The 22818-nt window shown below is 53.6% G+C and carries 24 protein-coding genes; 4 read left to right on the forward strand and 20 right to left on the reverse strand.

The window, feature by feature from the left end; genetic code table 11:
• Positions 1 to 51 precede the first annotated feature (51 nt).
• Both EI42_RS06370 and EI42_RS06375 read right to left on the reverse strand, forming a co-directional pair.
• The gene (locus tag EI42_RS06370) at positions 52 to 1095 is read right to left on the reverse strand and encodes a hypothetical protein (protein WP_111320015.1); all 1044 of its coding nucleotides are present in this window, start codon (positions 1093 to 1095) and stop codon (positions 52 to 54) included.
• A gap of 92 nt (positions 1096 to 1187) precedes the next feature.
• Positions 1188 to 1667 (reverse strand): SRPBCC family protein, encoded by a 480-nt coding sequence (locus EI42_RS06375; RefSeq protein ID WP_111320017.1) that lies wholly within the window; start codon positions 1665 to 1667, stop codon positions 1188 to 1190.
• A gap of 820 nt (positions 1668 to 2487) precedes the next feature.
• On the opposite strand from EI42_RS06375, the gene EI42_RS06380 reads away from it, so the two are divergent.
• Positions 2488 to 2706: a hypothetical protein gene (locus tag EI42_RS06380; RefSeq protein ID WP_111320019.1), complete on the forward strand. Its 219-nt coding sequence runs from the start codon at positions 2488 to 2490 to the stop codon at positions 2704 to 2706.
• 41 nt (positions 2707 to 2747) lie between these two features.
• Here EI42_RS06380 and EI42_RS06385 read toward each other — a convergent pair whose 3' ends face one another.
• From EI42_RS06385 to EI42_RS06400, 4 genes are all read right to left on the reverse strand, one after another.
• Positions 2748 to 3803 (reverse strand): NAD(P)-dependent alcohol dehydrogenase, encoded by a 1056-nt coding sequence (locus tag EI42_RS06385; RefSeq protein ID WP_211326052.1) that lies wholly within the window; start codon positions 3801 to 3803, stop codon positions 2748 to 2750.
• A 152-nt stretch (positions 3804 to 3955) separates the two neighbouring features.
• Positions 3956 to 4549, reverse strand: coding sequence for a DUF4291 domain-containing protein (locus tag EI42_RS06390; protein ID WP_111320021.1), 594 nt, complete (start codon positions 4547 to 4549; stop codon positions 3956 to 3958).
• An 86-nt stretch (positions 4550 to 4635) separates the two neighbouring features.
• Complete coding sequence (locus EI42_RS06395) at positions 4636 to 5907, reverse strand: glycosyltransferase (protein ID WP_111320023.1); 1272 nt, start codon at positions 5905 to 5907, stop codon at positions 4636 to 4638.
• Positions 5908 to 6288: 381 nt separating this feature from the next.
• Positions 6289 to 7224, reverse strand: a complete 936-nt coding sequence (locus tag EI42_RS06400) for a cation diffusion facilitator family transporter (protein ID WP_111320025.1) — start codon at positions 7222 to 7224, stop codon at positions 6289 to 6291.
• A gap of 397 nt (positions 7225 to 7621) precedes the next feature.
• On the opposite strand from EI42_RS06400, the gene EI42_RS06405 reads away from it, so the two are divergent.
• Both EI42_RS06405 and EI42_RS06415 read left to right on the forward strand, forming a co-directional pair.
• Complete coding sequence (locus EI42_RS06405; RefSeq protein ID WP_170142409.1) at positions 7622 to 8236, forward strand: GNAT family N-acetyltransferase; 615 nt, start codon at positions 7622 to 7624, stop codon at positions 8234 to 8236.
• A 367-nt stretch (positions 8237 to 8603) separates the two neighbouring features.
• Positions 8604 to 9419: a MetQ/NlpA family ABC transporter substrate-binding protein gene (locus EI42_RS06415; RefSeq protein WP_211326053.1), complete on the forward strand. Its 816-nt coding sequence runs from the start codon at positions 8604 to 8606 to the stop codon at positions 9417 to 9419.
• A 67-nt stretch (positions 9420 to 9486) separates the two neighbouring features.
• On the opposite strand, the gene EI42_RS06420 is transcribed toward EI42_RS06415, so the two are convergent.
• Genes EI42_RS06420 through EI42_RS06430 form a run of 3 tightly spaced genes read right to left on the reverse strand, consistent with a single transcriptional unit; the run spans position 9487 to position 12881 of the window.
• A complete protein-coding gene (locus EI42_RS06420) occupies positions 9487 to 10929 on the reverse strand; it encodes a DUF4832 domain-containing protein (protein ID WP_111320033.1) in 1443 nt (480 codons plus the stop codon).
• A 50-nt stretch (positions 10930 to 10979) separates the two neighbouring features.
• A complete protein-coding gene (locus EI42_RS06425; RefSeq protein WP_111320035.1) occupies positions 10980 to 12464 on the reverse strand; it encodes a class I adenylate-forming enzyme family protein in 1485 nt (494 codons plus the stop codon).
• 54 nt (positions 12465 to 12518) lie between these two features.
• Positions 12519 to 12881: a cupin domain-containing protein gene (locus EI42_RS06430; protein WP_111320037.1), complete on the reverse strand. Its 363-nt coding sequence runs from the start codon at positions 12879 to 12881 to the stop codon at positions 12519 to 12521.
• A gap of 256 nt (positions 12882 to 13137) precedes the next feature.
• Between EI42_RS06430 and EI42_RS06435 the strand changes: the two genes are divergently transcribed.
• A complete protein-coding gene (locus EI42_RS06435; protein WP_111320039.1) occupies positions 13138 to 13689 on the forward strand; it encodes a hypothetical protein in 552 nt (183 codons plus the stop codon).
• Positions 13690 to 13753: 64 nt separating this feature from the next.
• Here EI42_RS06435 and EI42_RS06440 read toward each other — a convergent pair whose 3' ends face one another.
• The 11 genes from EI42_RS06440 to EI42_RS06490 all read right to left on the reverse strand — a co-directional run bounded on the left by EI42_RS06440 (position 13754) and on the right by EI42_RS06490 (position 22739).
• A complete protein-coding gene (locus EI42_RS06440) occupies positions 13754 to 14347 on the reverse strand; it encodes a protoglobin domain-containing protein (RefSeq protein ID WP_111320041.1) in 594 nt (197 codons plus the stop codon).
• Between the two features lie 181 nt (positions 14348 to 14528).
• Entirely contained in the window at positions 14529 to 15515 is a 987-nt protein-coding gene (locus EI42_RS06445) for an ABC transporter substrate-binding protein (RefSeq protein WP_111320150.1), read from the reverse strand.
• A gap of 612 nt (positions 15516 to 16127) precedes the next feature.
• Positions 16128 to 16649: a hypothetical protein gene (locus EI42_RS06450; RefSeq protein WP_111320043.1), complete on the reverse strand. Its 522-nt coding sequence runs from the start codon at positions 16647 to 16649 to the stop codon at positions 16128 to 16130.
• Between the two features lie 99 nt (positions 16650 to 16748).
• Entirely contained in the window at positions 16749 to 17036 is a 288-nt protein-coding gene (locus EI42_RS06455) for an antibiotic biosynthesis monooxygenase family protein (RefSeq protein ID WP_111320044.1), read from the reverse strand.
• Positions 17037 to 17169: 133 nt separating this feature from the next.
• Positions 17170 to 17439 carry a hypothetical protein gene (locus tag EI42_RS06460; RefSeq protein WP_170142410.1) on the reverse strand — a complete coding sequence of 90 codons (270 nt, stop codon included), beginning with the start codon at positions 17437 to 17439 and terminating at the stop codon, positions 17170 to 17172.
• Positions 17436 to 18011: a protein kinase family protein gene (locus EI42_RS06465; protein WP_111320048.1), complete on the reverse strand. Its 576-nt coding sequence runs from the start codon at positions 18009 to 18011 to the stop codon at positions 17436 to 17438. The genes EI42_RS06460 and EI42_RS06465 overlap by 4 nt, the downstream gene beginning before the upstream one ends.
• 113 nt (positions 18012 to 18124) lie before the next feature.
• Complete coding sequence (locus EI42_RS06470; RefSeq protein WP_170142411.1) at positions 18125 to 21394, reverse strand: type 2 lanthipeptide synthetase LanM family protein; 3270 nt, start codon at positions 21392 to 21394, stop codon at positions 18125 to 18127.
• Between the two features lie 82 nt (positions 21395 to 21476).
• A complete protein-coding gene (locus EI42_RS06475) occupies positions 21477 to 21740 on the reverse strand; it encodes a mersacidin/lichenicidin family type 2 lantibiotic (protein WP_111320052.1) in 264 nt (87 codons plus the stop codon).
• Positions 21741 to 21832: 92 nt separating this feature from the next.
• Positions 21833 to 22063, reverse strand: coding sequence for a mersacidin/lichenicidin family type 2 lantibiotic (locus tag EI42_RS06480; protein WP_111320054.1), 231 nt, complete (start codon positions 22061 to 22063; stop codon positions 21833 to 21835).
• Between the two features lie 102 nt (positions 22064 to 22165).
• Positions 22166 to 22447, reverse strand: a complete 282-nt coding sequence (locus EI42_RS06485; protein WP_111320056.1) for a mersacidin/lichenicidin family type 2 lantibiotic — start codon at positions 22445 to 22447, stop codon at positions 22166 to 22168.
• A gap of 28 nt (positions 22448 to 22475) precedes the next feature.
• A complete protein-coding gene (locus tag EI42_RS06490; protein ID WP_111320058.1) occupies positions 22476 to 22739 on the reverse strand; it encodes a mersacidin/lichenicidin family type 2 lantibiotic in 264 nt (87 codons plus the stop codon).
• Positions 22740 to 22818 lie beyond the last annotated feature (79 nt).

Genomic DNA, 22818 nt, shown 5'->3' on the forward strand with positions numbered 1-22818 from the left:
CGGAGCAGGAGCCCCTGCTGTTCTCTTACCATCACAGCAGAGGCATTTCTGTCAGATGCGTGCTCGCTCTGTCAGCAGGATATAGATAGCGCTTGCCAGCTCATCGATGATTGTGACATGCGTTGAGAAATGACGCGGATCAAGCGCATTCACCGACATTTGTTGCATACCGATAGCGCGTAAACGGCGTAACAGCAGTTCTGCCGCCAGCATGACCTGTCGATGGGGGCCCTTGCTCTCTTGCTTCAAAAGATAGAACTGCTTCAATTGAGCGTTTAAGAACGTGGCCTGTTCCTGCAAGGGATGTCCCGGAGGCAGCATCACAAGCCCTTCCTGCCCATTTGCCAGAAAACGTAAGGCACGAATGGTGCTCTGAACAAACACCTCGATTTCCTCTGCCCGGCGCGCTTCAGCTTGCTTCATCTCGTGCTCCAGCATGCGCAGGTCTTCAGCCCGATCAGCGCGCCGAACCGCCTCATCCATGCCACGCACCCAGAGAAAGGCTACCACGGCTACCAGCACGTGCAGCGCCACCGGACGGCCAGCCAGCACCGCAAGCCCATACAGATCAATGGCCTGCTGCAAATCTGCTGCCTTTGGCTGCAAGATGAGATCCGCATAAATAAGGATAATATTGATCGCACCAATAATAAAAGCAGCCCAGCGCGGAAGCAGCGAGGCCCCCACCACGACCGCAACCACCATAAAATCATAGGCAGGCAGATAGACAAGGGTGATCTGCCCACCAGGAGCCATCAGCACAACACCTAGCGTTGCCAGACACATCAAGGCAACCAGCATCGAACCGGCAATCAACACCTGACCCATCCGATTACACACAGCAACCAGAAGCAGGAAGAGGAACGCGACAACAACCAGAATCGCAGAGGGCACATCACGGGCCATTGCAGGAATAAAGAGCAACAGCGCAACCAGCGATCCAAGCAGAATCCACGAGGTCAGGCGGCTTCTGCGTGTCAATTCACGGCGCGCAATTGTATCCTGTGGCTTGTCCCAACCTGAACTTGTTAAACGCAACCACCAGTTCGTACGTCCCGGTACTTGCGAAGGGATTTTCTGTTCAGAAGTCTTCATAGCGGCATCCTTACCTTTTCCAGTTAGTATTTCTTCGCGAGCGAATGTTCGTGCTGGATATGTCGCCGTTATCTTCTTCTTGTAACCGACAGCTACTCAGCGCTCTTCTGTTCGGTACCGTTCCCGGTCTCAAGAACCCTTTTCATATTTGCCAGCATCTGCCAGTGAGCCTGTTTCCCTTGATCTCTCACCACCTGAAGCAGCAGCCTGGGCGCATCAATATCGACCTGTTCTGTAACCCGGGTACCTGATGGATGGGGAAGAAAGCGTGTGGTGTTAAAAAGATAGATACGTGGGGACTGAAACGTTTCAAAAACAAGATCTCCCTCTGCATTTTCCAGCATCTGCACACGATAGGTAAAGGTCAGCAGCAAAGGACCAAGCCGCATCCTATCGCGTACCCGATAGTGCTGAACCGGTACCTGATCCTCCGTGCAGGTCGTTTTCACATATTGAACGTTCAGGATCAGAGGATGAATAAGAGGCAAGTTTTCCATCCGGGCAAAAAAGGAACGCACCTTCTGCGGTGGGGCAGCTATGAGTATATCCTGAGAAAACGCAGTCTGTGCCATACCTGCATACGTCCTTTCAACAAAAAGATAGGCGCTGGAGCAAAATCCCTGTGCAGGGCCTTACTGTATCAGAGACACCAATAGCCAGAAATGAGTATCTCCCGCCCTGAGTATATATTGCCAATTCGACATGTACTCTGTTCTGTGATCCAATGAACAAATGCACACCCACCACATGCCAGCTCCCTGTTACATAACTCAACACATAACAGATATAGAATCGACATATAACAGATATATAACTATACTCGCATCTTCTCTTTGTTGTCAATAATTCTGCCCCTTTCCTGACCATTTCATCTCATAAAAAGCTCCTATTGACAAAAGTGCCAGATAAAAGAAAAAAGCCATCCGACTGCCTGGACGGATGGCTTCGATACACAACCTGACTTGTTGTGTTTTAGCAAATAGTACTCGTTGCTTTGTGGAACGCACTCAGTATAACAGAGATCTCGGGAAAAGCTATTAAAATTTCATTAAGATTTTTATCTGGTACCGTCGTGTCCACACATTTGCCGCCGAACGAACGGCCCTTGACAACCACTGCTATAATGCTTCAGCGAGTATTTCTAGTGCAGTATCAATGGAGCATGGAACGGAGGTTGTGGAGGCGCCCCACCTTTATGAAGCCTGACAGCGTCTCGCTTTATAAAACCAGAAGGAGCCCACACCTCTGCTTCATCTCCCCTCCAAAGCAGCGACACGGGCCAAACCCTCTCTCCTCACCATCTGGTCCCCCCTATAGCTTTTTCCGCCTCAAAAGAGTACACTAAAGGGCAGGAGCATCAATATCATGTTTGTCATCTAGAGGAGTTCTATCATGGTCAGTTTTGAGCACGATATCAAGCCATTGTTCCGTGAAGATGATAGAGATGCCATGGATTTCGTCTTTGACCTCTGGAATTATGACGATGTACGCGCAAACGCAGACAATATTCTTGAGCGCATCAAAGATGGATCTATGCCCTGTGACGAGGAGTGGCCTCAGGAGCGCATCGAGCTCCTGGAACGCTGGATACAGGAAGGCATGCCCGCATAAAAGGGAACGGACAGGGAAGCAAGGCTTCCCTGTCTGGCTGCTTACTCGTTCGGGGTGACCACAGCGCGACCACGCAACATCCCCTGATCGAGAGCTTTATAGGCTTCTTCAATCCGGCTAAAAGGATAGATATCAATCTCACTACGAATCAGGCCCGCCTCGGCGAGCGCGATCACCTCATGCGCATCCGCGATTGACGAGCCCTGGAAACAGAAGATTTCCGCCCCCTTCGGCAGGGCGTTAAACCATGGCTGCTGGAGGGTGCCACCACCCGCGCCAACCAGCGCAAACGCGCCAAGCTTTCGCACTATCGCTATTCCGGCTGCAATGGTCGCGTCAATGCCCACGAAATCAAGCACCACATCAACACCACGCCCGTTCGTGAGTTCCTGAAGCTCTTTCACGGTCGTTTCGGTGACACCGGTCAGCACATCATGCGCGCCAAGCTCACGAGCAAAATCCAGCCGGCCTTGATTGGTATCTATGGCAATCACACGAGCCGGGCTGAGCACCCGCAACAACTGAATTGCGAAGCTTCCCAGGCCTCCCGCACCAATCACCACGGCGGTCGAGCCAGGAATCAGCTTCGGCAGCACGCGCTTCACAGCATGATAGGAGGTTGCACCCGCGTCGGTCAGGGGTGCCGCAACTTTTGGATCGAGTGTCTTCAATTTAATCAGGTCGCGAGGAGCGCGTGCGATCACATATTGCGCCAGGCCACCATCACGCCCATACCCACGGCCATACGCGCTTTGCACACAGGCCTCATCCTGTCCGCGCAGGCAGTACTCACAGGTACCACAGGAATGCGGCGAGATCAGCGCAACCGGATCACCAATAAAGAACCCCTCGACGCCCTCTCCTATTTCTTCAATCCAGCCACCGACCTCGTGGCCGAGCGTGAAGGGCACGCGCCAACCAATCATTTCACCATACACTTGCGGAATCTGCATCATGCCGATATCAGAGTGACACAGACCGTTTCCGGCAACCTTCACCAGCACCTCACCCGGGCCCGGCCTCGGCACATCAATTTCGACCACCTGTGGGGGCTGCTGCCAATCAAGCATGCGATATGCAAGCATCTTGCCATCCATGTATCTCTCAACTACCTCCTTTAGTATTGTGTTTATTTCTCTCATTGTAGAACACCGATCGGAAATTTTCTACTTTTTCACAACAGACGCATTCTAAAAGAAGGAGTAAAGATCGTATGATTCCTTTTTCGCTTGAAATAAAGGGCCGGGAGTCAGCGAGCCATCCCCAGACGACGGGCAAGAGAGGCACTCACGGGGTAGACACGTTCTCGGGGGAGCAGATCTTTCGCCTTGCGCATCTGTCCCTGCTGCAACAGGGCGTAGATCTTCCGCACACGAGGAGTATAATCATCTATAGCAAGCGTCCAATTCTGGACATAGCGCTCGATAATGTGGCGGCTCAGCCCAACCTGAATACTCTTGCAGGCGAGGCTTTTCCCCTGTATCGTCCGCTCGGGGTCCCACTGGACATATACTGAAGCATGCTGGAATTGCTGTTCCCAGTCATCATACCTGTGATAGACACGCGGCTCATACGTCGTCAACACAGCCTGCGAAAGCGCTTCCTCCCACCCCTGCCGCGTGATACGAACCGCGAGGATCATTTCCTGCCCCGACTTCAGCCCCCAGTTGCTTCGTTCCATCAGCCAGAGAAACGAGGGCTTGATCCAGGTCATTCTGTGCAACGAAAATGGAGGCACAAAACGGTGATGCGCTAAGGCTGGAAGCGCAATCACCTTACTGTATGCCTGATACACTACAATCGAACGTGCATCATAGTCAGCACGAATCTCATATTCCTGCATGTTCACCGGAAGAAGAAATAACAGGCTGCCTTCTTTCTACAACGTATTGTCCCGGTTTTCACAGCCTGTAATGCACAGAAAAACCTTTACTTCTCCTGCTCTTGCATCTTTCGTTCTAAAGCCGACTTCCCTCGAAAGAGCGAAAGCCAGAACTCCTGACGCGCCAGCCGCATCTGCTGCCGATCTGCCTTCGCCTCCTGAAACTCGATCGAGAGACGACGATAGAGATTTTCCCAGGTCTCAAGCACACGCTCGCGGTCATGCACCTGCACTTTTTGCAGGCTCCGCTGACCCATCTCCACACACAGGGATGGATTCGACAGCAGGGTATCCATATGCTGCGCCAGCTCGGTGCTGTTGCCCGGCGCAAACAGAAAGCCATTTGTCCCATGATCGACCAGTTCCGCCAGCGCATACGAATTCGCAGCAATCACAGGCAGACCGCAGGCCATTGCCTCCAACGTCGAGATACTCTGCAAATCGGCTTCGGAAGGGATCACAAACAGATCTGCGGAACGACGTAAGGGTAATAGATCCTCATCGCTCACGAAGCCGAGGAAGCTCACCTTATCTCCAAGATTCAAGCGGGCAGCCTGCTCACGCAGCTCGGCCTCCGCCGGACCGGTGCCCACAATGGCAACGTGCGCGTTCGTCTTCAGCTTCGCGATCGCGTCAACCAGCACATCGACCTTCTTTTCGTGGAAGAGGCGGTTGACATGCAGCGCTATCGGTCGATCAGCAGGTAGACCCAGACGCTGCAAAAGCTGAGGGTCGCGCTGTCCGGGACCAAACTTCTGCATATCGATCCCATTAGAAATAGGGGTAGCAGGAATGCGTAAACCATGATCGTACAGAAGATTGAGCGCGGTACGCGTAGGGGCTGTGACATAATCACAGAAGTTATAAAAAAAGACCAGATAGGAGTAGACAATCTTACTGAATGGCTTCCCAAAAAGGGGATGCGTCGCCAGTGAACGGCTCATATTAATGGGGAGAAAGTGGTTCGTTGCTATCACCGGCAAACCAAGTGGATGAGCAAGCAACTGCGCGATATTCCCCAGAACGACCGGCGAATGCACATGCACCACATCAGGATTCATCTCCTTGATGATCTTATAGAAGCGCCGAAAGGGCGTAAAGACAATGCGCTGATCTTTATAGGTCGGCCATTCAAAAGAGGCAAAGCGATAGACGTGCACCCCATCTTCTACCCGATATGCATCACGCACACAATAGCCAGGAGCAATCACGCAGACATGATGACCACGCCTGACAAGATCAACAGCCAGTTTATGGGTTGTCGCGGGCACACCTCCTACCATTGGTGGGTATTGGTCGGTTACAAGCAAAATACGCATTCTCAAATCCTCACTTCTACGAAGTCGATAAGCCACCAGCCAGCAGCAATAACGCCGTGCGTCTCCTCTCAGAAGCACAGGGAACCATCGAGACCTCTACAAGATGACCTCCTTGTAGTAGAGCATAAGGGAAAAGAGGCAAGAAATGGCTTTTCCGCAGCCAATGTAACAGGCGTCATAGAAGCAATATGGGAGGCTCTTTCTTTTTGTTTCTTACAACCATAACAACAGGGGGGCATCAATGCTCCTCAGCTCTTGTCTGAATCTGGCCGAACACGTTGGCATATCAGAAAGTATACCATATGAGATCTACGTGTACGCACAGAGATCAGCGAGCTTTTTCTTTGCTCCGTAGAAAAAGAGGATCAGCACACCAGCATTTTAGGAGTCGCTTTTCTGCTGCGAGACTGGCTCAGGCAAGCGATCAAGCTCCTGATCGGCCCAGGAAACAGGGTCATCATAGGGCTCCAGATGCGTGAAGATGGTGCTTTCAGGCAGCGCCTCTCGCAGCTCGTGCTCGATCTCTTCGCAGGCAGTATGACCCTCGGCAACCGTCCAGCTTCCCGGAACCAGCACATGAAACGAGACAAAGCGCCGCGCTCCTGAGCGCCGTGTGCGCAACGCGTGGAAAGCCAGTCCCTGTTTCTGATAGCGTTCTAGAATCTCCTGGATCTGGCGTTGATCCTCCGCTGGAAGCGCCGTATCCAGCAGGCCAAGCGCCGTCTCGCGCAAGAGTCCGATACTCGCCAGCACAATATTGATCGCCACCACAATCGCTATCAATGGGTCCAGTATCAGCCAGCCAGTCAACGGAACCAGGATCACACCTACCAGCACGCCCACAGTTGTCAGCACGTCGGTGAAGAGGTGGCGCGCATCAGCCTGCAACGCGATTGAACGCATGCGCTTCCCGGCTCGCCACATCACCCAGGCCAGACCACCATTCACCAGCGCCCCGATGACCGAAAACAGCAGGCCAAAACCCACATTCTCTAATGGCTGCGGATGCATCAGGCGCGGGATTGCCTCTATAATGATCATCAGAGCAGCGACCAGAATCAATGCGCCCTCAACACCGCTGGAAAAGTATTCCGCTTTGGTATGACCATAGGCATGATCTTTGTCAGCGGGCCGGGCCGCCAACGCAAGGGCCCACAATGCCACCAGCGCCGCAATCAAGTTGACGACCGATTCCGCCGCATCGGAAAAGAGGCCGACCGAGCCCGTCACCAGGAACCCGGTAAATTTGACGCCCATCGTCACCAGCGCCGCCAGCACTGATAAAAGGATATATGTTTGCTTGGTGGAATGCTTCATCTCTACTCCCCGGCAAAACCCGGAATCGTGCACTCACGTTTTCGGTTCTTCGGGCATTACTATAGCATTTCTCGATTTTCTTTGTCAACAATCATTACACCATAAAAACATAACAACACTCAAAGAAAATCAATTTTTAATATGGACAAAATTGTGTTTTTATCTCAGGCTCGAAGCCAGCTTTTTACGTCCCAAAAAAAACAGGACAGCACCCGGTTTCTTTCCTGCTCATTCTCCTCTTGCTTGACAGGACAAAGAAATGCCGATTATACTCTTAAAAAAGATACTGCTTTCTTCATTCCCGTCTTTCACCGTATCAGATATATCAATACTCCTTCTTACACTCTAGCAAAGCACTTGCCGCATGTATTCAGACCCACCAGAGAGGATACTATTCATGAACGAGGGAACAATTGAACAACTCTCACGACTCGATACCAGCCACAAACAGCAGGTAGTGCAGCTCTTCGTCGATGGCTTCTATCAACATCTCAGTGCACTTACCCCCGACAGAAGAAGCCTGTGCAATGCCTTCCGGGATGCCTTTGTCAGCGAGCAGGTCTATGTCTATCTGCTTGAAAACAGGGTTCTGGGCATGCTCGCCTACTCAACACAGCACAGCTCGGCGCTGCAACTCAACAGGCACGCGCTTCAGCAGGAGCTTGGTTTCTTCAAGGGGCTGATGGTCTCCTTCACGCTCGGACAGAAGCCGATTCCAATCGAAGCGCATCAGGCGTATATCGAAGATGTGGTCACGCATCAGGAAGCAAGAGGCAAGGGCATCGCCTCTCAGCTCATTCAACACCTGATCCACACACTCCCGTATACAGAATATACGCTTGAGGTGGTAGATACGAATACGAAAGCAGTCAGGCTGTATGAAAAGCTTGGCTTTGTGCTCTTCAAAAAGAAGAAGCAACTTCTCTTTCAAAAGCAAGTGGGCTTCAACGAGAGGTTCTATATGAAGAAAACGGTGCAACGCCCTGTGCAAGAAGAAGAGCATCCACACTGAAACGAGTCAATGACCACCCACTGAAGGGAGAGGCTTGTGTCTGCACTCCACCGCACCTCAGCGTATCGGTGCAGGCGCTCTGCTTTGGCTTCTTTGTCCGATACAGCAGGGACAACTCCTCTCATAGCGCGACTCCAGCCGCTTGTTTCCCTCTCTTCTCGATAATGTTGACAAAGTTGATAAAGATTGTTAAGATTAGCCCAGAAGCAAGCGGCCATAATCCCTTTTTCGGATACCCGGCAGAAGGCGGTTCATCTGAGCTAGCCTTCTTATTGTATCATAATTTTCAAGTATAGCTGGATAACGGCGCGCCGATTTTTTCTGTAGCTTCAATTCATGCTTTACAAGAGAGGCATTTATGCGCATCGTGAAATTATCTTTCCTGTCATATTGGGCTCTTCCGCTGCTGATCCTCTCGCTTCTTCTGGCGGCCTGTGGTGGAAGTAGCGCTCAGAGCAATGGACCTCTCAAGGTCGGAGCTTCGGTCACACCACATGCCGAAATTCTCAAGTATATTAAGGATAACCTTGCAGCAAAAGAGGGGCTGGATCTTCAAATAGTCGAGTTCTCGGACTACGTGCAGCCAAATCTGGCGCTCAAAGACGGCCAGCTTGACGCGAACTTCTTCCAGCACGTCCCCTACATGGAGGACTTCGGCAAGAAGCGCGGCATTGAGATGACTGCTGTGACGAAGGTCTTTATTTCGCCTCTGGGCATCTACTCAAAAAAGATCAAGTCGCTGAACGAGGTCGGTAATGGGGCTGTGGTTGCGATTCCAAACGATGTGACAAACGGCGGTCGCGCCCTTCACCTGCTTGCTGATAACGGCTTCATTACGCTGAAAGACCCGCAGAAGCTCGATGTCACCGTACGCGATATCGCCACCAACCCGAAAAACATTCAGATCAAAGAGCTGGAAGCCGCACAGCTCCCGCGCTCACTGGATGATACAACATTCTCTATCATCAATATGAACTTCGCGCTCTCCAGCGGCATGAAACCGAACAAGGATGCGCTGGTGCTGGAAAAAGCCGCGAACAACCCGTATGCAAACGTACTGACGGTGCTCAAGGGGCATGAGAACGATCCGCGCGTTCAAAAGCTTGCCAAACTCCTGACCACACCAGAGGTCAAGAAGTTTATCGAGGAGAAGTATCAGGGGGCGGTTCTTCCGGTCTTCTAAGCAAACAATCTCCATTCTGTGCACCCGGGCCAGCAAAGCCTTTTTGCTGACCCGGCTTTTTTTACTTTCAGGCTTGAATATGCACATTGGCATGGAGTGAATTATAACCAGTCGCAGGCTCCCAGGTATCTGAATTGGCGAGCTGAATCGAGTAGGCGGGGAGATCGTGCAGCGTCGGGCGCGGATCTGGCAGATTCAACAATACCGCATAATCGCCGGCCTCCATCTGCCCGGGAAGCTGCACCTTGATCTGAAGCTGCTGTTGCTCGCCCGGAAACCAGCGCCGAGGGTCCTCCTGCAACGGAAAGGTATACTTGACACCGGTTCCCGTATGGCGCAGAAGCAATTCTACCTTGCGCGGATTATACGGGCTGGCCCAACCGTCATTCTTCAAGCTGATATGCAGCGTCAGGGTTTTGCCCTTGTCCGCTTGCTTGGGGATCTCTGCCTGCGTCAGCGTGAAGCGATACCCGAGCCGCCGCTGAATCTCAGAGAAGCACCCCTGTTCCTGCCAGCGTTTCAGCACACCGGGCTCATAGCCGCCATTGAGGGCGCTCCAATGCTGGTAGGCAAACTCTTTCAGTGCGTTATCGCAGGCGATATAGGGTGTAGCCTCTTCTCCCGCATTACAGGTCTCTCCTGACTGAGGAACATAGAGATTCTCGTTGTGCAGGTATTCTTTCTGCTTTCTCAGGCTATCGTCGTCATCAGGCCAGTAGGTCCCGAAATCATCCTTTGAGGCAAGAAAGCAATCGTTGTGGGTCCCCACACGTGCCCGAGGTTGACCACTAAACGCCTGCTCGCCGGTCAGCGGTTGGTTACCGAACACATCCTGTTTATGGCGGAAGCTTCGCAAGAGCACCATACGATCCTCAGGTAGCACCTCAAGCCACTTCATCAGCACAGCCTTCGAGCTTTCATTCACGTTGCCAATCGAGTCGAACAGGCCATTGGTGCTGTTATGCCATTCACCCCACACACCAATAAAGCCAGCTTCCACAAAGGCAAGCACGTCGCTGTTTTGCTGAAGAGCATCCTTCAACTGGTCAAGGTGCTCCAGAATGCGTTCTTTCGGCGCGTCAGGATCAACTTTCCCTTCGTTCCAGTGTTCGCCATTATTATACTGAAAACGCAATATGGCCTTGAACCCGGCGTGCCGCACCGTCTCTAAATCATGCTGGACGCCCTGCAAAAAGGCTTCCGAGAGGGGCTGCTTGATAAAATCGGAGAGCACATAGTTGAGCTGAACAAGCGTTATTGCTTCCTTCGCCTGTACTTCCTTCAATTCCTCTTCATCAATGCCTACATCTGCATGACCAGGATAATACCCGTACAGAACATGATACAGGCCTCGTTCGGGATTCGGAATGACGGCATCACTCGCCTGATACTGCACAATCATGGTGGGAGCGAGCAACCACTGAAGCAGATTCACCGCCACAATAGCTACAGCGAGAAGCACGAGCAGCCCCGACAGCAACCACCAGAGATGCTTGCGACCTTTCATCATTCCTGTTCACCCATTATCACAATACCTATCAAAGCACACCTCAAGCTGCTTTAGCGCTCCTTCCATTGCGCCGCAAGCAGATGTTTTTGCACTTTTCCCAGGGCATTACGGGGCAACTCGGCAACACATACTACCTGACGCGGCTTCTTATAACTGGCAAGCTGTTCACGGCAGAAGGCAATAATGGCGGCTTCATCGATCGTTGCGCCTGGCTTCGGTACCACAGCGGCTACTACCTGCTCACCCATATCGGGATCAGGGACGCCAAAAACGGCCACTTCTGCAATTGCCGGGTGCGTCGCCAGCACCTCTTCTACCTCACGGGGATAAATATTATAGCCACCGCTGATAATCAGCTCACGAGCGCGCCCGGTAATCGTATAGTAGCCATCGGCACTGCACCAGCCCAGATCACCTGTCTTAAACCAGCCATCCGCGCTCAACACCTCTGCGGTCGCCTCGGGAAGGTTCCAGTACCCGACAAACACATGTGGCCCGCGCACCTCAATCTCACCAATCTCTCCGGGAGGGAGCACGGCACGGGTTTTCATATCAACAATGCGAGCCTCCTGGCCGGGAAAGGGCTTCCCGACGGTTCCAGCACGTCGTTCGCCATAGTAGGGGTTCGTCAGGTTCATAATCGTTTCGGTCATGCCGTAGCGCTCAAGGATACGCTGCCCAAAAAGCTGCTCGAACTCGGTGAAAAGCTGCGCGCTCAACGGGGCCGAGCCAGACACATACAACCGTAACGGGTGCGGCACGCGTCCGCGCTGTCTTGCCTCCGCAAGCAGGCGACTATACATGGTCGGCACCCCGAAGAACATCGTGATGCTCTCATCCTGTTCCAGCCTGTCGAGGATCTCGGCGGCCCGAAACGAGCGATAGAGCACCGCGCTGGCACCGGTATACAGCGTTCCATGAATGCCAACCATCAGACCATGCGCATGAAATAACGGCAGCGCCAGCAACAGGCGATCACGCTCTGACCACTGCCAGGCCGTTGTTACCGCCTGTACGTTCGCCAGCAGGTTGCGCTGACAGAGCAGCGCCCCTTTCGCACGCCCGGTCGTTCCCGAGGTATAGCCAATCACAGCAGGCGCCTCAGCGGTCGGCAGCGTCAGCGATGCAGTTCCATGTGGCAGCGCATCGGTATCAATGCGAATCACCTGACTGAGCGTCGGGACAGAGAGGCTCCGAAGCGCTTCCTCTCCCGTCTCGTTCGTCACGCAGAAGCGGACCCCGGCATCATTCAGAATGTGACTCAACTCGCGCTGGCGATACTGGGTGTTCACCAGCACAACGATTCCGCCCGCAAGGTGCGTTCCAAGATATGCCACCACGAATTCAGGACAGGTTTCAAGGAACAGGGCAACCCTATCCCCCGGCTCTAAGCCCAGAGCGCTCAAACCTCGCGCAAAATGAGCGCTCTCCTGAAAGAGCTGCGCATACGTGATGACACGGTCATGAAAGAAAAGGGCCAGGCGTTCCGGCTGCTGTTGCGCATGATGTGCTACCACCTCGACAAGTGATTGCATCCTCCGCTCCTCACAGTGCCTGCCGCTCAGAATACAAGCAGGCAACGCTTCGCTTTACTCATCGATCAATTGCGTGCGCTCCGGTCGAAACGCGGGTATGCACAGTGACCAGTATTCACACTCCTCATCGGCCTTCGCGTTGCTATAGGTAACTAATGTTCCCTCACCAACCAGACAGGTTTCACCCGGAGCAACCTCTATCTGCTCGCCCTCGGCGCTGATCGCCAGCACACCACGCACCACAATCACCAGCTCATCAAAAGCCGCGATCTGGGCAGGCTCCCGCCATCCCGCCGGAGCGATCATATGAGCCAGGCTGAAATCATCCTGCCTGGTGCTGATTACGCCAAAATGTTCGTCTATCATTTTTCCATCTTCACGCGGGAAAATCGTCCCGCTGGTTACTTTACGAATCATATGCTCAGTCCCTGTTCTTTGCTTTTCGCTGCATATCGGAATGAAGCAAAGCCGACGGGAATCGGCCCGCTATTTCGTTATCCTACCCCGATCATTTTAAATCTGTCAATATATCCTCACTCTCTCATAGCCGTTTTTTCGCACGCCGCTGATCCTTGCCAGCGCATTTCCCCCTCTTCGCACGCGTGCCGCACTCTTTCTTCACCTTACCAAAATAGGGTATACTGGCTACGTACTTTTTCTACAGGGAGGTAATATGTATCAGCCACCGCAGAAAACAGGCTCAGCGGGCATCATCCTGCTATGTGGGAGTATCGCGGGCCTTGTCACAGCGATCGTCTCTGATGTGCTTCAGCGCATCATCGGTCCCCTTCTTCTCACAATCGAGCTCAGTCGGTCGGCTGCACTGAGCAGCTTTATGGGGCAAATGGTCAATGCAGGCGTCGATCTTGTGCTGATCTTCATTGGCGCATTTGTCGCTGCCATTCTGGCTTCAGGCAGAACGCAGAAAACAAGCACCGGACTGCTGACCGGACTTTGTACGGGCATAGTCTATTTCCTGATAAGCCTTCTTATTACGCTCTTTTTCTTCTTCACGCAGACGCTACCGCTGCTTTCAAATATCCCGAGCGGGATCACCACACAACTCCTCATCAACATAGCTGTCGGGCTACTCATCACCGCGGTCATTGCCCTGTTGTTTGGCTCGCTTTTCGGCCTGCTTGGAGGTGTCATCGGGGGAAAAAAGAAGCCTCAATATCCGCCTGTCTCTCATCCAAACCAGCCGCCCTATCAACCGCCTCGCTAAGGTATCTCGCTACATACAACAGCCGTTCCCCCGTTTTTCGGCCAGGGGAACGGCTTTCTGTAGCCTAGTATTCGCCATCCTTCACATAGGGATAGCTCCATAATGCGACCTGTAACAATACCGATTTCATCCACGCCTCATACATTTTCTCAACGTCGGCAGGGGAGTGACCCTTGCGCGCCAGAAACGGCTTGAGCGTTGAAACGATCGGGTATACGGTCGGAATCAGATAGCGAAAACTGACATACTCCACCGCATCGACGTGGTCTGTCTCGTTCTTGGCTTCTTTGCAGTGACGCCGCCCGATCTCATATTGATAGTCAAGCCACTCCTGATCGTACTCAGCGCGGGCGGTATCGAGAATCCAGCGTCCAAAACGCTTACGCACCGCGGCGAGATACTTGGGTTCTGGCTTGCCCGTCCCCTTCTGATCAAAGGCATGACGCAACTGTGGCTGTGCAGCAAAGAAGTTATACCAGACATCAAGAATTGCCTCAACCTGATCGGACAGTACGTCATACGACATTTTGAGATAGCGTATGTCCTCATCGGTGAACATGGCTGCCGCTTTCATCTCCTGAAAGTCCTGCAAGCTCACGGGCGACCGCAACACGGTGCCAGTTCCATACGTATACCCCGGGATCTGCGATTGTGTCATCTCTTCCCTCCTTGTCTGGCCCTTAAACAGAGCCTTCAAGTAGCTTACTATGAGGAATACCGATTATCAGTATACCGAAGGGAAGAAGCCACAAGCGAGCACATAGAAATAGAGGAATACGACTCTCAACAAAAAAGCGGCCCCGCCCGAAGGCAGAAGCCGCGCTTTCATTCCGAACAGGCTACTTCACCAGATAGGTGTACAGATCGTCAATAATCTTATTCGCTGCACCCATGCTCATGCCAAGCGCCCAGATGTCGTCAGAGACCTCATACACACGTCCGTTCTTCACGGCGTTGAGCTCTTTCCACTGTGGCTGGCTGGTCAGTTCCTTGAGCTTCTGATCACTGCCATAATGCATGGTGAAGATCACATCGCCATCCATATCTTTGATACGCTCAAATGAGGTCATCTCGATAAACTTTTTGGGGCTGTCCTGAATCTTTGTCCGTGGAAGTCCGGCATCTTTTAGCACAATACCCAGGAAAACGCCATTGAGATACAGACGCACACGGTCGGGCATTGTACGCACCACCGACACATGCGTCTTCTCAAGCTTATCGCCCATCTTCTGCTTGAAATCAGCCAGACGCTTATTGTAGGCATCCATCAGCTTGTTGTACTCATCCATGCGGTTCAAAGCGTCGGCGAAGAGCTTGAGGTTCTCTTTCCAGGTTGGGCCGACGTTCTCCGAGAAGACGGTTGGCGCGATCTGTGAAAGCTGATCGTACAGCTTCTCGTGGCGGAACTTGTTGCTCAAAATAAGATCGGGGTTCAGGGACATAATCTTCTCAAGGTTTGGCTGAGAAAGCGTGCCCACGCTGGTAATACCTTTTGTCTGATCACCCAGATAGGAAAGGAAGGTCTGATCTTTTGATTGCGGGGATGTCACAGCGCCAACCGGCTTGATACCCAGCGAAATAGCGGCGTCCAGCTCGCCCGTGTCCAGCACAACCACACGCTTCGGATGCGCCGGAACCTTCGTCTCTCCCATTGCATGCTTGATGACACGTGTACCGCCATCATCATTCGCGGTCTTGTTCGTATTGGTTGAAGCACTCTGTCCTCCACAGGCGCTCAACACCACAGTAAAAAGCAGCAACAACAGCAATCCCGCGCCCAGGCGAGAGCGTCTCCGTATCTGTTTTGTCGCAACACGTTCTAACATGCCATTCTCCCAGATAACAAAATTTCGATGTTCTATGCGTTCACTACATGTCGTACGTCCATTGCATGCAGCCTGTCCCATGCTCTTTCCTCACTTCACGGCACCGCTTGACAGGTACATTCAAGAGTACAACCGGTCATAGAGCATTCTCTTTCAGAACATGAGAGAGTTGCCCATGACGCACCGTCCTGTTCTCCCTGCAACTCTCTCCCACTACATGTATCAACAGGCCCTACAGGCAGGCTTACAGGAGAACCAGCAGCTTCGTGCTGACTTCCACCTAAACCCTACTGTTGCACTCGGATATTAGCACAACCTAAGCACTTCGTCAAGATAACCCCGTCTCGTTTTTCCCGAGGAACTGCTACCCAAAAATAAGAAGGCATTGCCACCTTGTGCCGTCACACACAAGAGCAATGCCTTCCCCAAGAAACGCTACAGCGCCAAAAGCCAGTTATCGATGAAATAACCAGAAAAAATCCGTAAGCAGAAGTGAGCGTGCCCGCAGTATCAGATTGTTGATATTGTTGATTGACTTAGTCATCTTTCTCTCTCTATTATGTACCATAAAAACAAACGCTTTGTCAATGGGAGAAAAGCTGAATTTCTCAATTATGAGAGAGATTCAAAATGTTCAAACCGGGTTGAACGGGCCTCTACATAGGCCCGCATCAATTTTTCCGTGGGGCGCCAATCTGCGTCAGCAAAAACCTCGCGCTGGTGCGCATCGCGATAATGCGTCACAGGTTGCTCTGGTGCCACAAACAGCAGCGCACCACAAAACTCACACTCGTGTAGCATCAGTCGCCGGCTCTGATAGGCATCATAGATCACGTAAGCTCCGACATTACCGGCAAAGATATAGACAGGGGAGCGGCTTTCTTCAGCCAGCAGCCGGGCCTTCAGCTTCTCCTTCGGCTTTGGCTTATCCGGCTTGATCTCCACCCAGATTTCATAATCAGGCAGCCAGAAATCAGGCTTGTAGAGCATACCATTCTTCAGCGTAAAACCGCCCATCTCGTAGCGATAGCGAATCCCCACCAGATCAAAGAACAGAGCCCAACGCGCCTCCAGACGGCTCCGAAAGCTATTCCCCTTATACTCTGTTTCTCTCGGCTGCATCGAGTACTTCATTTCCTGTCTCCTCAAAAAAGCCGCATACCGACAGCCCGACTACACAAGCATAGCGGGTACAAAAAAGCAGGCCGAGCAAGCGCCCGGCCCGCCGACGCTTTATGCAAGCACTTCGCATTCATAGTAGGAGACCAGATCGTGGCCGTGGCCTTTCGACTCGGTCCCTTCGTGATGCCGCTTGAAGAGCTCATCATTCAGATATTCGTCGAGAGCCTCTTTTGTAGTCCAGCGCGAGACCGCCTGAATGCTGCCATCAGGGGACTTCCACAATTCCAGACCCAGGAAGCCACTGAAGCGCTTCATGCCCGGCAGCGCCTTCTTAAAGCCCTCCGCAACCGCCTGCTCATGCCCGGCAGGCACAGGGATCTTATTCACTGCAATATACATTGTTGTTCTTCCCTTTCATGTGAGATTCGTTGAACCTGACGAATCGGGCCCAACATCCTCTTATATGATAGCACTATTTGGGCCAGTACATCCGCCGGTACTTCTTTTCTTCTCTTTACGTGTACGTATACGATTACGTGTACGTGTACGTCAACGTCGACAGAATGGCGTACCCTCGATGTAGAAAGCGCTCCACTGTCAGCCGATCATAGAAGCGAATCGACCAATCAACCTGACGCAGAATCATATGCGCCACATAGACGCTGAGCGCCGGGACCGATAAACGCTCAAGCAGCACCCGCCACAGCAGCGCCCGGAGCCGCTCATCATCATAGAGAAAGAAGAGCAACGTGACCAGATCAAACGCCGCATCTCCGATACAGGCACCATCCCAGTCGATCACGCCACTGATCTCAAGGCCGGGTGAAAGTCAAAATGCACAATATCGTTTTTCACGGGAGTAGAAATAGCGCCCTGATGTTGCCTGACAAGCCGCTGGAGCTGTCTCAGCAGAGCAGCGGTTTCCTCCAAGTGGTGCAATAAAGAAGCATGCTCACAATAGCCCTGCCCACCAAAGAGCACCGTCTGCACAACCTCCCGAGGCCAATCGCGCGCCCCTTCAGGAGCACGACCAACCTGCAACGTGTTCAATTCCAGCAAACTGAGTAGCTGCGCTGCCGTTAAGGTCGCTGATGGGGCTCCGGGAAGCGCTCGCTGTATCAGATATGCGCCCTCATCTGTCTCCCCCCAGACCTCATACGCAGGAACCGGATAGCCCGTTGACCGCAACCGTTCAAGCAATTCGCGTCGAGCAAGCACCTGTACAAGGCGGTCACGTGTTGCGTACCACTTCAGCACAAATGCATCACCAGCGGCATCGACCAGGGCATAGGCTCCCTGTTGATAGCGGGTTTTCAGCCTGAAGGTTCGCCGCTGTCTCTCATTGAGCACCTGGAGAAGCGATTCAAGTCGCACAAACACCTCCTTTCAAGGGTTCTCACCAGTTCTTCGTATACGCGTCCGGACAGAAAAAAGCGAGGCAACCCGAAGGTCGCCTCACCTGGCAGGTTACCTCGGCAGAACCTGCATCATACCGTACGCGCAGCCATTGGAGGTTCAAGCAGCAATACCGAAGGGATCTGTTCTGTTCTGGCAAGGCGCAACAGGCCATAGCCGATCCCGGCAAGCCCGGTCATCAGGCCTGGCGTCTCGATACCCTGCGGCACTCCCGTGAGCGGCCCAAGCGCCTCCATATTGGCGAGAATACGGGCAACAGCGCGGTCCAGTATCTTCCGATAGCGAGGCTCACGGAACTGCTGAGCGGCCATCAGCAGCAGCTCGACGTTCCCTATCGCCCCATGACAGAGCGAGTGATTGAAGTTCATCCCCTCTCTGCTCGTCGTCTGGATTGCCGCCTCGATCTCTTGTTGAAGCTGCACATCATTGCTGTACGCCAGCATCGCCATGCGTCCCAGGCCGATTCCCGGAGCGCCATGACACCAGGCAACCATACAGGTGGGTTCATCACGCTGCCCGTTTGCCATATCGCGCACATCTGCCCAGTTCTGTCGCTGCGGCACAAACAGGCTTCGCTCATATGCAAGCGCCTCCTGAGCCGCTTCAGCAAAACGGGACTCTCCGCTCCAGGCGGCCAGCTTCAGCAGACTGAGTGCAATTCCAGCCGTTCCATGTGCAAAGCCGCTCAAGGGTCTCGAATGCCCGCGTGTCAGCCAGCCAATCCCCTGATCCTGTGGCTGAGCCAGCGTCAGCAGCCGCTCACCACACTGTACCGCGAGGTCACGCAAAGCAGGCTCCGACACAACCGCGTTGAGCGCGTACAGCGTCATCAGCGTGCCTGCAATCCCGTTCGTCAGATCGGCCTGATCTTCCTTCTCAAGGATCTGGGGAAGCAGCGCCGCAAGTTCAAGAGCCTCCTGGAACAGCTTCGGCTCATTCCAGAGCATACCCAGATGGGCATACAGGTAGATCGGCGAGCCAAGCCCGTTGAATGCTCCCAGACCGAGCAGGCGCAGATACTTTCGCCCATGCTCAAGCTGACGGTGCATCATCCCGATTGCCAGTTCTGCCATCTCGGTATAGCGCTCATTGCCTGTCAGCGCGCCCAGATAGCCGAGATAGAGCGCGACGCCGCTGAGGCCATCATACAGACCGATATCAGACGGCACCACGTTCCAGACGCCCTCACCAAGCATACTGATATTCAGCCAGTGCGCCTGATCCTTGCCGCAGATTACCAGCTCACAGATTCGCTCAGCAAGCTCGTTGCTCAGCTCGAGCAAACGCTCCGGCTCAATCTGCCGTTGCTGTTCGGGCTCGGCAAATGGCACCCCGAGCATATGTTCAGAGGCCATGTGCAGCGTCGCCAGCGAGGCCCGCACAATCCAGCTTTGCTTGTGCAGATCCCGCTCACCCATGTGCTCCAGATGCTGCCGCACCAGCGAGAGCGCCGTATCTTCAAAGAAGTTCGGGAACTCCTCGCCATCCGCCGAAAAGATGCTCCGGCTCGCGGGCGTTGTTGTGAACATTGGCACGTCACTCCGAAACAGATCACGTCGTTCCGCCGGAATCACATGCAACAGTTCGGGACGTAACTCGGCTTCCAGCCAGAGTCGCGCGAAGTAGCGCTCACGCACCAGCGCATCCCGAAGCAGGTCAGGATGATAGCTTTCAGCCAGCAAGCGTGCATACGTCTCGGTCTGACGAAGCAGCACCCGAATAGTATCGTTCGCGAACCGCGGCAACCATGCAGTAATCAGCTCTTCGCGCAACGAACAGAGCAACTGATACATCCGCGTGAAGCCTCTCAGGATCGCGTCACGATACGCCAGCGCATCGACCGGCTTACCACCGTTCAGCGAGGGACGATTCTGACTACCGGGCATCTCGACCCGCTGATGCACCACGCGCATCTGATCGGTTCCAGCTCCCTCCCAGGTGACAATAGGCCGAGGCGAAAGCTGACCCTCGGGCGTGCCAAGCCCGCTGATATCAACACCGATTGAATTCTTAGTTGACCAGGTGCGATTGGGCAACAGGCCCACGTTCAACACCGAGTACAGGGTGCGATCATTGCCCGATGCATCGCTAAACTCTCCCTGCACGACCGGCCTGAAGAGCGCTTCCAGATCAATCAGCATCGGGTGCTCGCCAACGGCAATCACGTTCTCCGCATGGAAATCGGTCGCGGTCAGGCTGTAGAGCAGCGCAAGGAAGCCACCCTGCCGCTCATAGAAGCGCTGTATCTCTGCCTCGGAAGCACAGGGACCGGCCTGCATAAACTCGGTCCAGCCATAGGAGCCACGATCGAGAATAGTGAAGGAACGAAATGCGGGAGAAGCTCCCCGCTCGTTGAACCACTCAAGCAGTTGCTGAAAGTGCTCGTCAACCGCCAGCGATTTCGGCTTATAGATCAGCTTAAAATCGGTCGAGAATTCGAGTTTTAAAACGCTTCGTCCCTCCCGGTGCATGTCGCCCGCGCCGATCTGTAGCCGCATCAACTTGCCTGGATCGCGCCCCGGAGTAAAGGTCGCACAGATCTGCTCCCAGTCCTTGCACAAATGATTCAGGAATTCCCCGATATAGCGTGACTGCTGTTGAAGCGTCACCAACATCAAACGGGCAAGCACCGGATACTCTTCAAGCAGCGTCAGCAGGCGCTCTCGTGTGCTGAGGCGACGAATAAAATCGGCGTAGCGCTCCTCGGCGGTTGCGCCCTTCAACAGGCCCTGCATGCGCTCTACATGCATTTCCAGCACGAAGACTTTATTGAACTGCGCAAACAGGCGCTCCGAGACTGAGCGGAAAAAGGAGCGTAACATACCTTCGGGATCGAAGGGCAGGGCCGCATAGCGCGGACGCAGCTCGTTCTCGACAACCGCTTCAATCTGCCTCAAACCGTACTCCAGCAGCGGATTGAGACCGAGCAGCAATCCGGCAGGTGGATAGAGGGCCGCGATTTCCTGTGACCACTGGCTCACACGCTCGGTTGCCGGGACCGTATCCAGCACCTCAAGCAGGTCATGCAGCCATTGCGGTTCGGTCTCACTCCGCTTATAGAGCTCCTCTACAGGCTCTGCAAGGAGATAGAGGAACTCATCTTCGGAGATGTGGTGTTGCGCCAGCCATTGTGTAAAATAAGAATCACGGTCAAAAGGGCGAGTTGTTTTCCAGGCTTGCAGGCGGCGGAGCGCTCGCTTCTGTGCTTCCGGGGAGTCGGGGAGCGACCGGTTTTGGGGGAGGGGTAAACGTTCTTCTAACAGGTATGCCTGCGCCCAGGTCGGACATTCACGGCTCTGCTGCACCTTTGACTGCGGCGGTTGAATCACACTTTCACTCATACGAAACAAAAACCTCGCTTCTTTCTTCGATGGAAAAGAGGGAGTTGAGGTGCCCTCAGACACCCCAACCGTAGAATGCTTGCTAGCAATCCCAATCACACCCCCAATCATCCCAGCGATACCAATGGTCATAACAACAGTGACAGGAGCGGTGGTAATAACGACCGCCACCACACCAGCCACCGCCGATCCAGATGAAGCCGTTACCAGTGACCTCATCCAGCTCGTCATCAGACAGCTCTTTGGCATCACCTATAGGATTCTCGGGTAATGCAGCCTGCTCTTCCGGTGACAGGCTTGCACGATAGTCTGCATCTTTCCATGCACGAATAACATCGAACCTCACTTTTTTGCTCCTTTCTTGAACAAATGGGCATCTAATAACCTGCGGGAGTCAGCCAATGGAAGAAATGCATCCCTGCATTTTATCCTGGTTTCCTACCACCAATAGTCCCAGCCGTCCCACGAATCGCAGCTACAGTAACTGGAACTATAGTGAGAATGGCTGCTCCAGTAGCTACTGCTACCGCCGACTACTTCATGCAATTCCTCTTCTGTCAGCTCTTTCGCCTCACCAACCGGATTCTCCGGCAGGGCAGCCAGGGCTTCCGGAGAGAGATCTGCACGATAGTCTGCATCTTTCCATGCGCGGATAACGTCAAGTTTCATGTTGTACTCCTTTCGGAACAAGTGAACTCTTTCAAGGCATTCGAGATGCTGCAACCCCGAGGTATGCAGCGTAACCTCCACAACCACAGTAAAGGCTTTCTCTTAGCAGCCGCAGCCGCCGCCCCACCAGGGACCGCCACCCCACCAGGGGCCGCCGCCCCACCAGGGGCCACCGCCCCACCAGGGACCGCCACCCCACCAGGGGCCGCCGCCCCAACCACCGATTCCGATGAAGAGGGTTCCACCTGCAACTTCGTGCAGTTCCTCTTCTGCTAATTCCCTCACATCGCCAATCGGATTCGCGGGCAACTGAGCTAACTCTTCAGGTGAGAGGCTGGCGCGATACTCGGTGTCTTTCCACGCTCGGATGATATCGAACGTCATTTCTCCTCCTCGATAAGACTGATAGTAATTAGCAGCCCCAGTCACAGCCGCCACAGCCACAACCACCACCCCACCAGCCGCCGCCGCCGCCCCACCAGCCGCCACCCCACCAGGTGCCACCCCAACCGCCGACGCCGATGAAGATAGTGCCGCCAGAGACTTCGTGCAGCTCCTCTTCCGCCAGCTCTCTTACTCCGCCGATAGGACTTGCGGGTAAGGAGGCGAGCTGTTCTGGCGTCAGGCTCTCTCGATACTCGGTATCTTTCCATGCTCGGATAATATCGAATGTCATTACGGTGTTCTCCTTTCACATCTGAGTGAGATCCTTCGGGTCTTGAGATGTATAAACAACACGCATACATCTTGCTTTC

The organism is Thermosporothrix hazakensis (genome assembly GCF_003253565.1).
Lineage (GTDB): Bacteria > Chloroflexota > Ktedonobacteria > Ktedonobacterales > Ktedonobacteraceae > Thermosporothrix > Thermosporothrix hazakensis.

Coding starts and splice junctions, on each gene's coding strand:
- EI42_RS06470 (WP_170142411.1), bottom strand. CDS start 21,394: ATGAGTGAAAGTGTGATTCAACCGCCGCAGTCAAAGGTGCAGCAGAGC.
- EI42_RS06490 (WP_111320058.1), bottom strand. CDS start 22,739: ATGACATTCGATATTATCCGAGCATGGAAAGATACCGAGTATCGAGAG.
- EI42_RS06480 (WP_111320054.1), bottom strand. CDS start 22,063: ATGAAACTTGACGTTATCCGCGCATGGAAAGATGCAGACTATCGTGCA.
- EI42_RS06385 (WP_211326052.1), bottom strand. CDS start 3,803: ATGGATGGCAAGATGCTTGCATATCGCATGCTTGATTGGCAGCAGCCC.
- EI42_RS06400 (WP_111320025.1), bottom strand. CDS start 7,224: ATGAAGCATTCCACCAAGCAAACATATATCCTTTTATCAGTGCTGGCG.
- EI42_RS06425 (WP_111320035.1), bottom strand. CDS start 12,464: ATGCAATCACTTGTCGAGGTGGTAGCACATCATGCGCAACAGCAGCCG.
- EI42_RS06440 (WP_111320041.1), bottom strand. CDS start 14,347: ATGACACAATCGCAGATCCCGGGGTATACGTATGGAACTGGCACCGTG.
- EI42_RS06395 (WP_111320023.1), bottom strand. CDS start 5,907: ATGCGTATTTTGCTTGTAACCGACCAATACCCACCAATGGTAGGAGGT.
- EI42_RS06445 (WP_111320150.1), bottom strand. CDS start 15,515: ATGTTAGAACGTGTTGCGACAAAACAGATACGGAGACGCTCTCGCCTG.
- EI42_RS06380 (WP_111320019.1), top strand. CDS start 2,488: ATGGTCAGTTTTGAGCACGATATCAAGCCATTGTTCCGTGAAGATGAT.
- EI42_RS06455 (WP_111320044.1), bottom strand. CDS start 17,036: ATGTATATTGCAGTGAATAAGATCCCTGTGCCTGCCGGGCATGAGCAG.
- EI42_RS06430 (WP_111320037.1), bottom strand. CDS start 12,881: ATGATTCGTAAAGTAACCAGCGGGACGATTTTCCCGCGTGAAGATGGA.
- EI42_RS06485 (WP_111320056.1), bottom strand. CDS start 22,447: ATGACGTTCGATATCATCCGAGCGTGGAAAGACACCGAGTATCGCGCC.
- EI42_RS06375 (WP_111320017.1), bottom strand. CDS start 1,667: ATGGCACAGACTGCGTTTTCTCAGGATATACTCATAGCTGCCCCACCG.
- EI42_RS06435 (WP_111320039.1), top strand. CDS start 13,138: ATGTATCAGCCACCGCAGAAAACAGGCTCAGCGGGCATCATCCTGCTA.
- EI42_RS06370 (WP_111320015.1), bottom strand. CDS start 1,095: ATGAAGACTTCTGAACAGAAAATCCCTTCGCAAGTACCGGGACGTACG.
- EI42_RS06405 (WP_170142409.1), top strand. CDS start 7,622: ATGAACGAGGGAACAATTGAACAACTCTCACGACTCGATACCAGCCAC.
- EI42_RS06390 (WP_111320021.1), bottom strand. CDS start 4,549: ATGCAGGAATATGAGATTCGTGCTGACTATGATGCACGTTCGATTGTA.
- EI42_RS06450 (WP_111320043.1), bottom strand. CDS start 16,649: ATGAAGTACTCGATGCAGCCGAGAGAAACAGAGTATAAGGGGAATAGC.
- EI42_RS06420 (WP_111320033.1), bottom strand. CDS start 10,929: ATGATGAAAGGTCGCAAGCATCTCTGGTGGTTGCTGTCGGGGCTGCTC.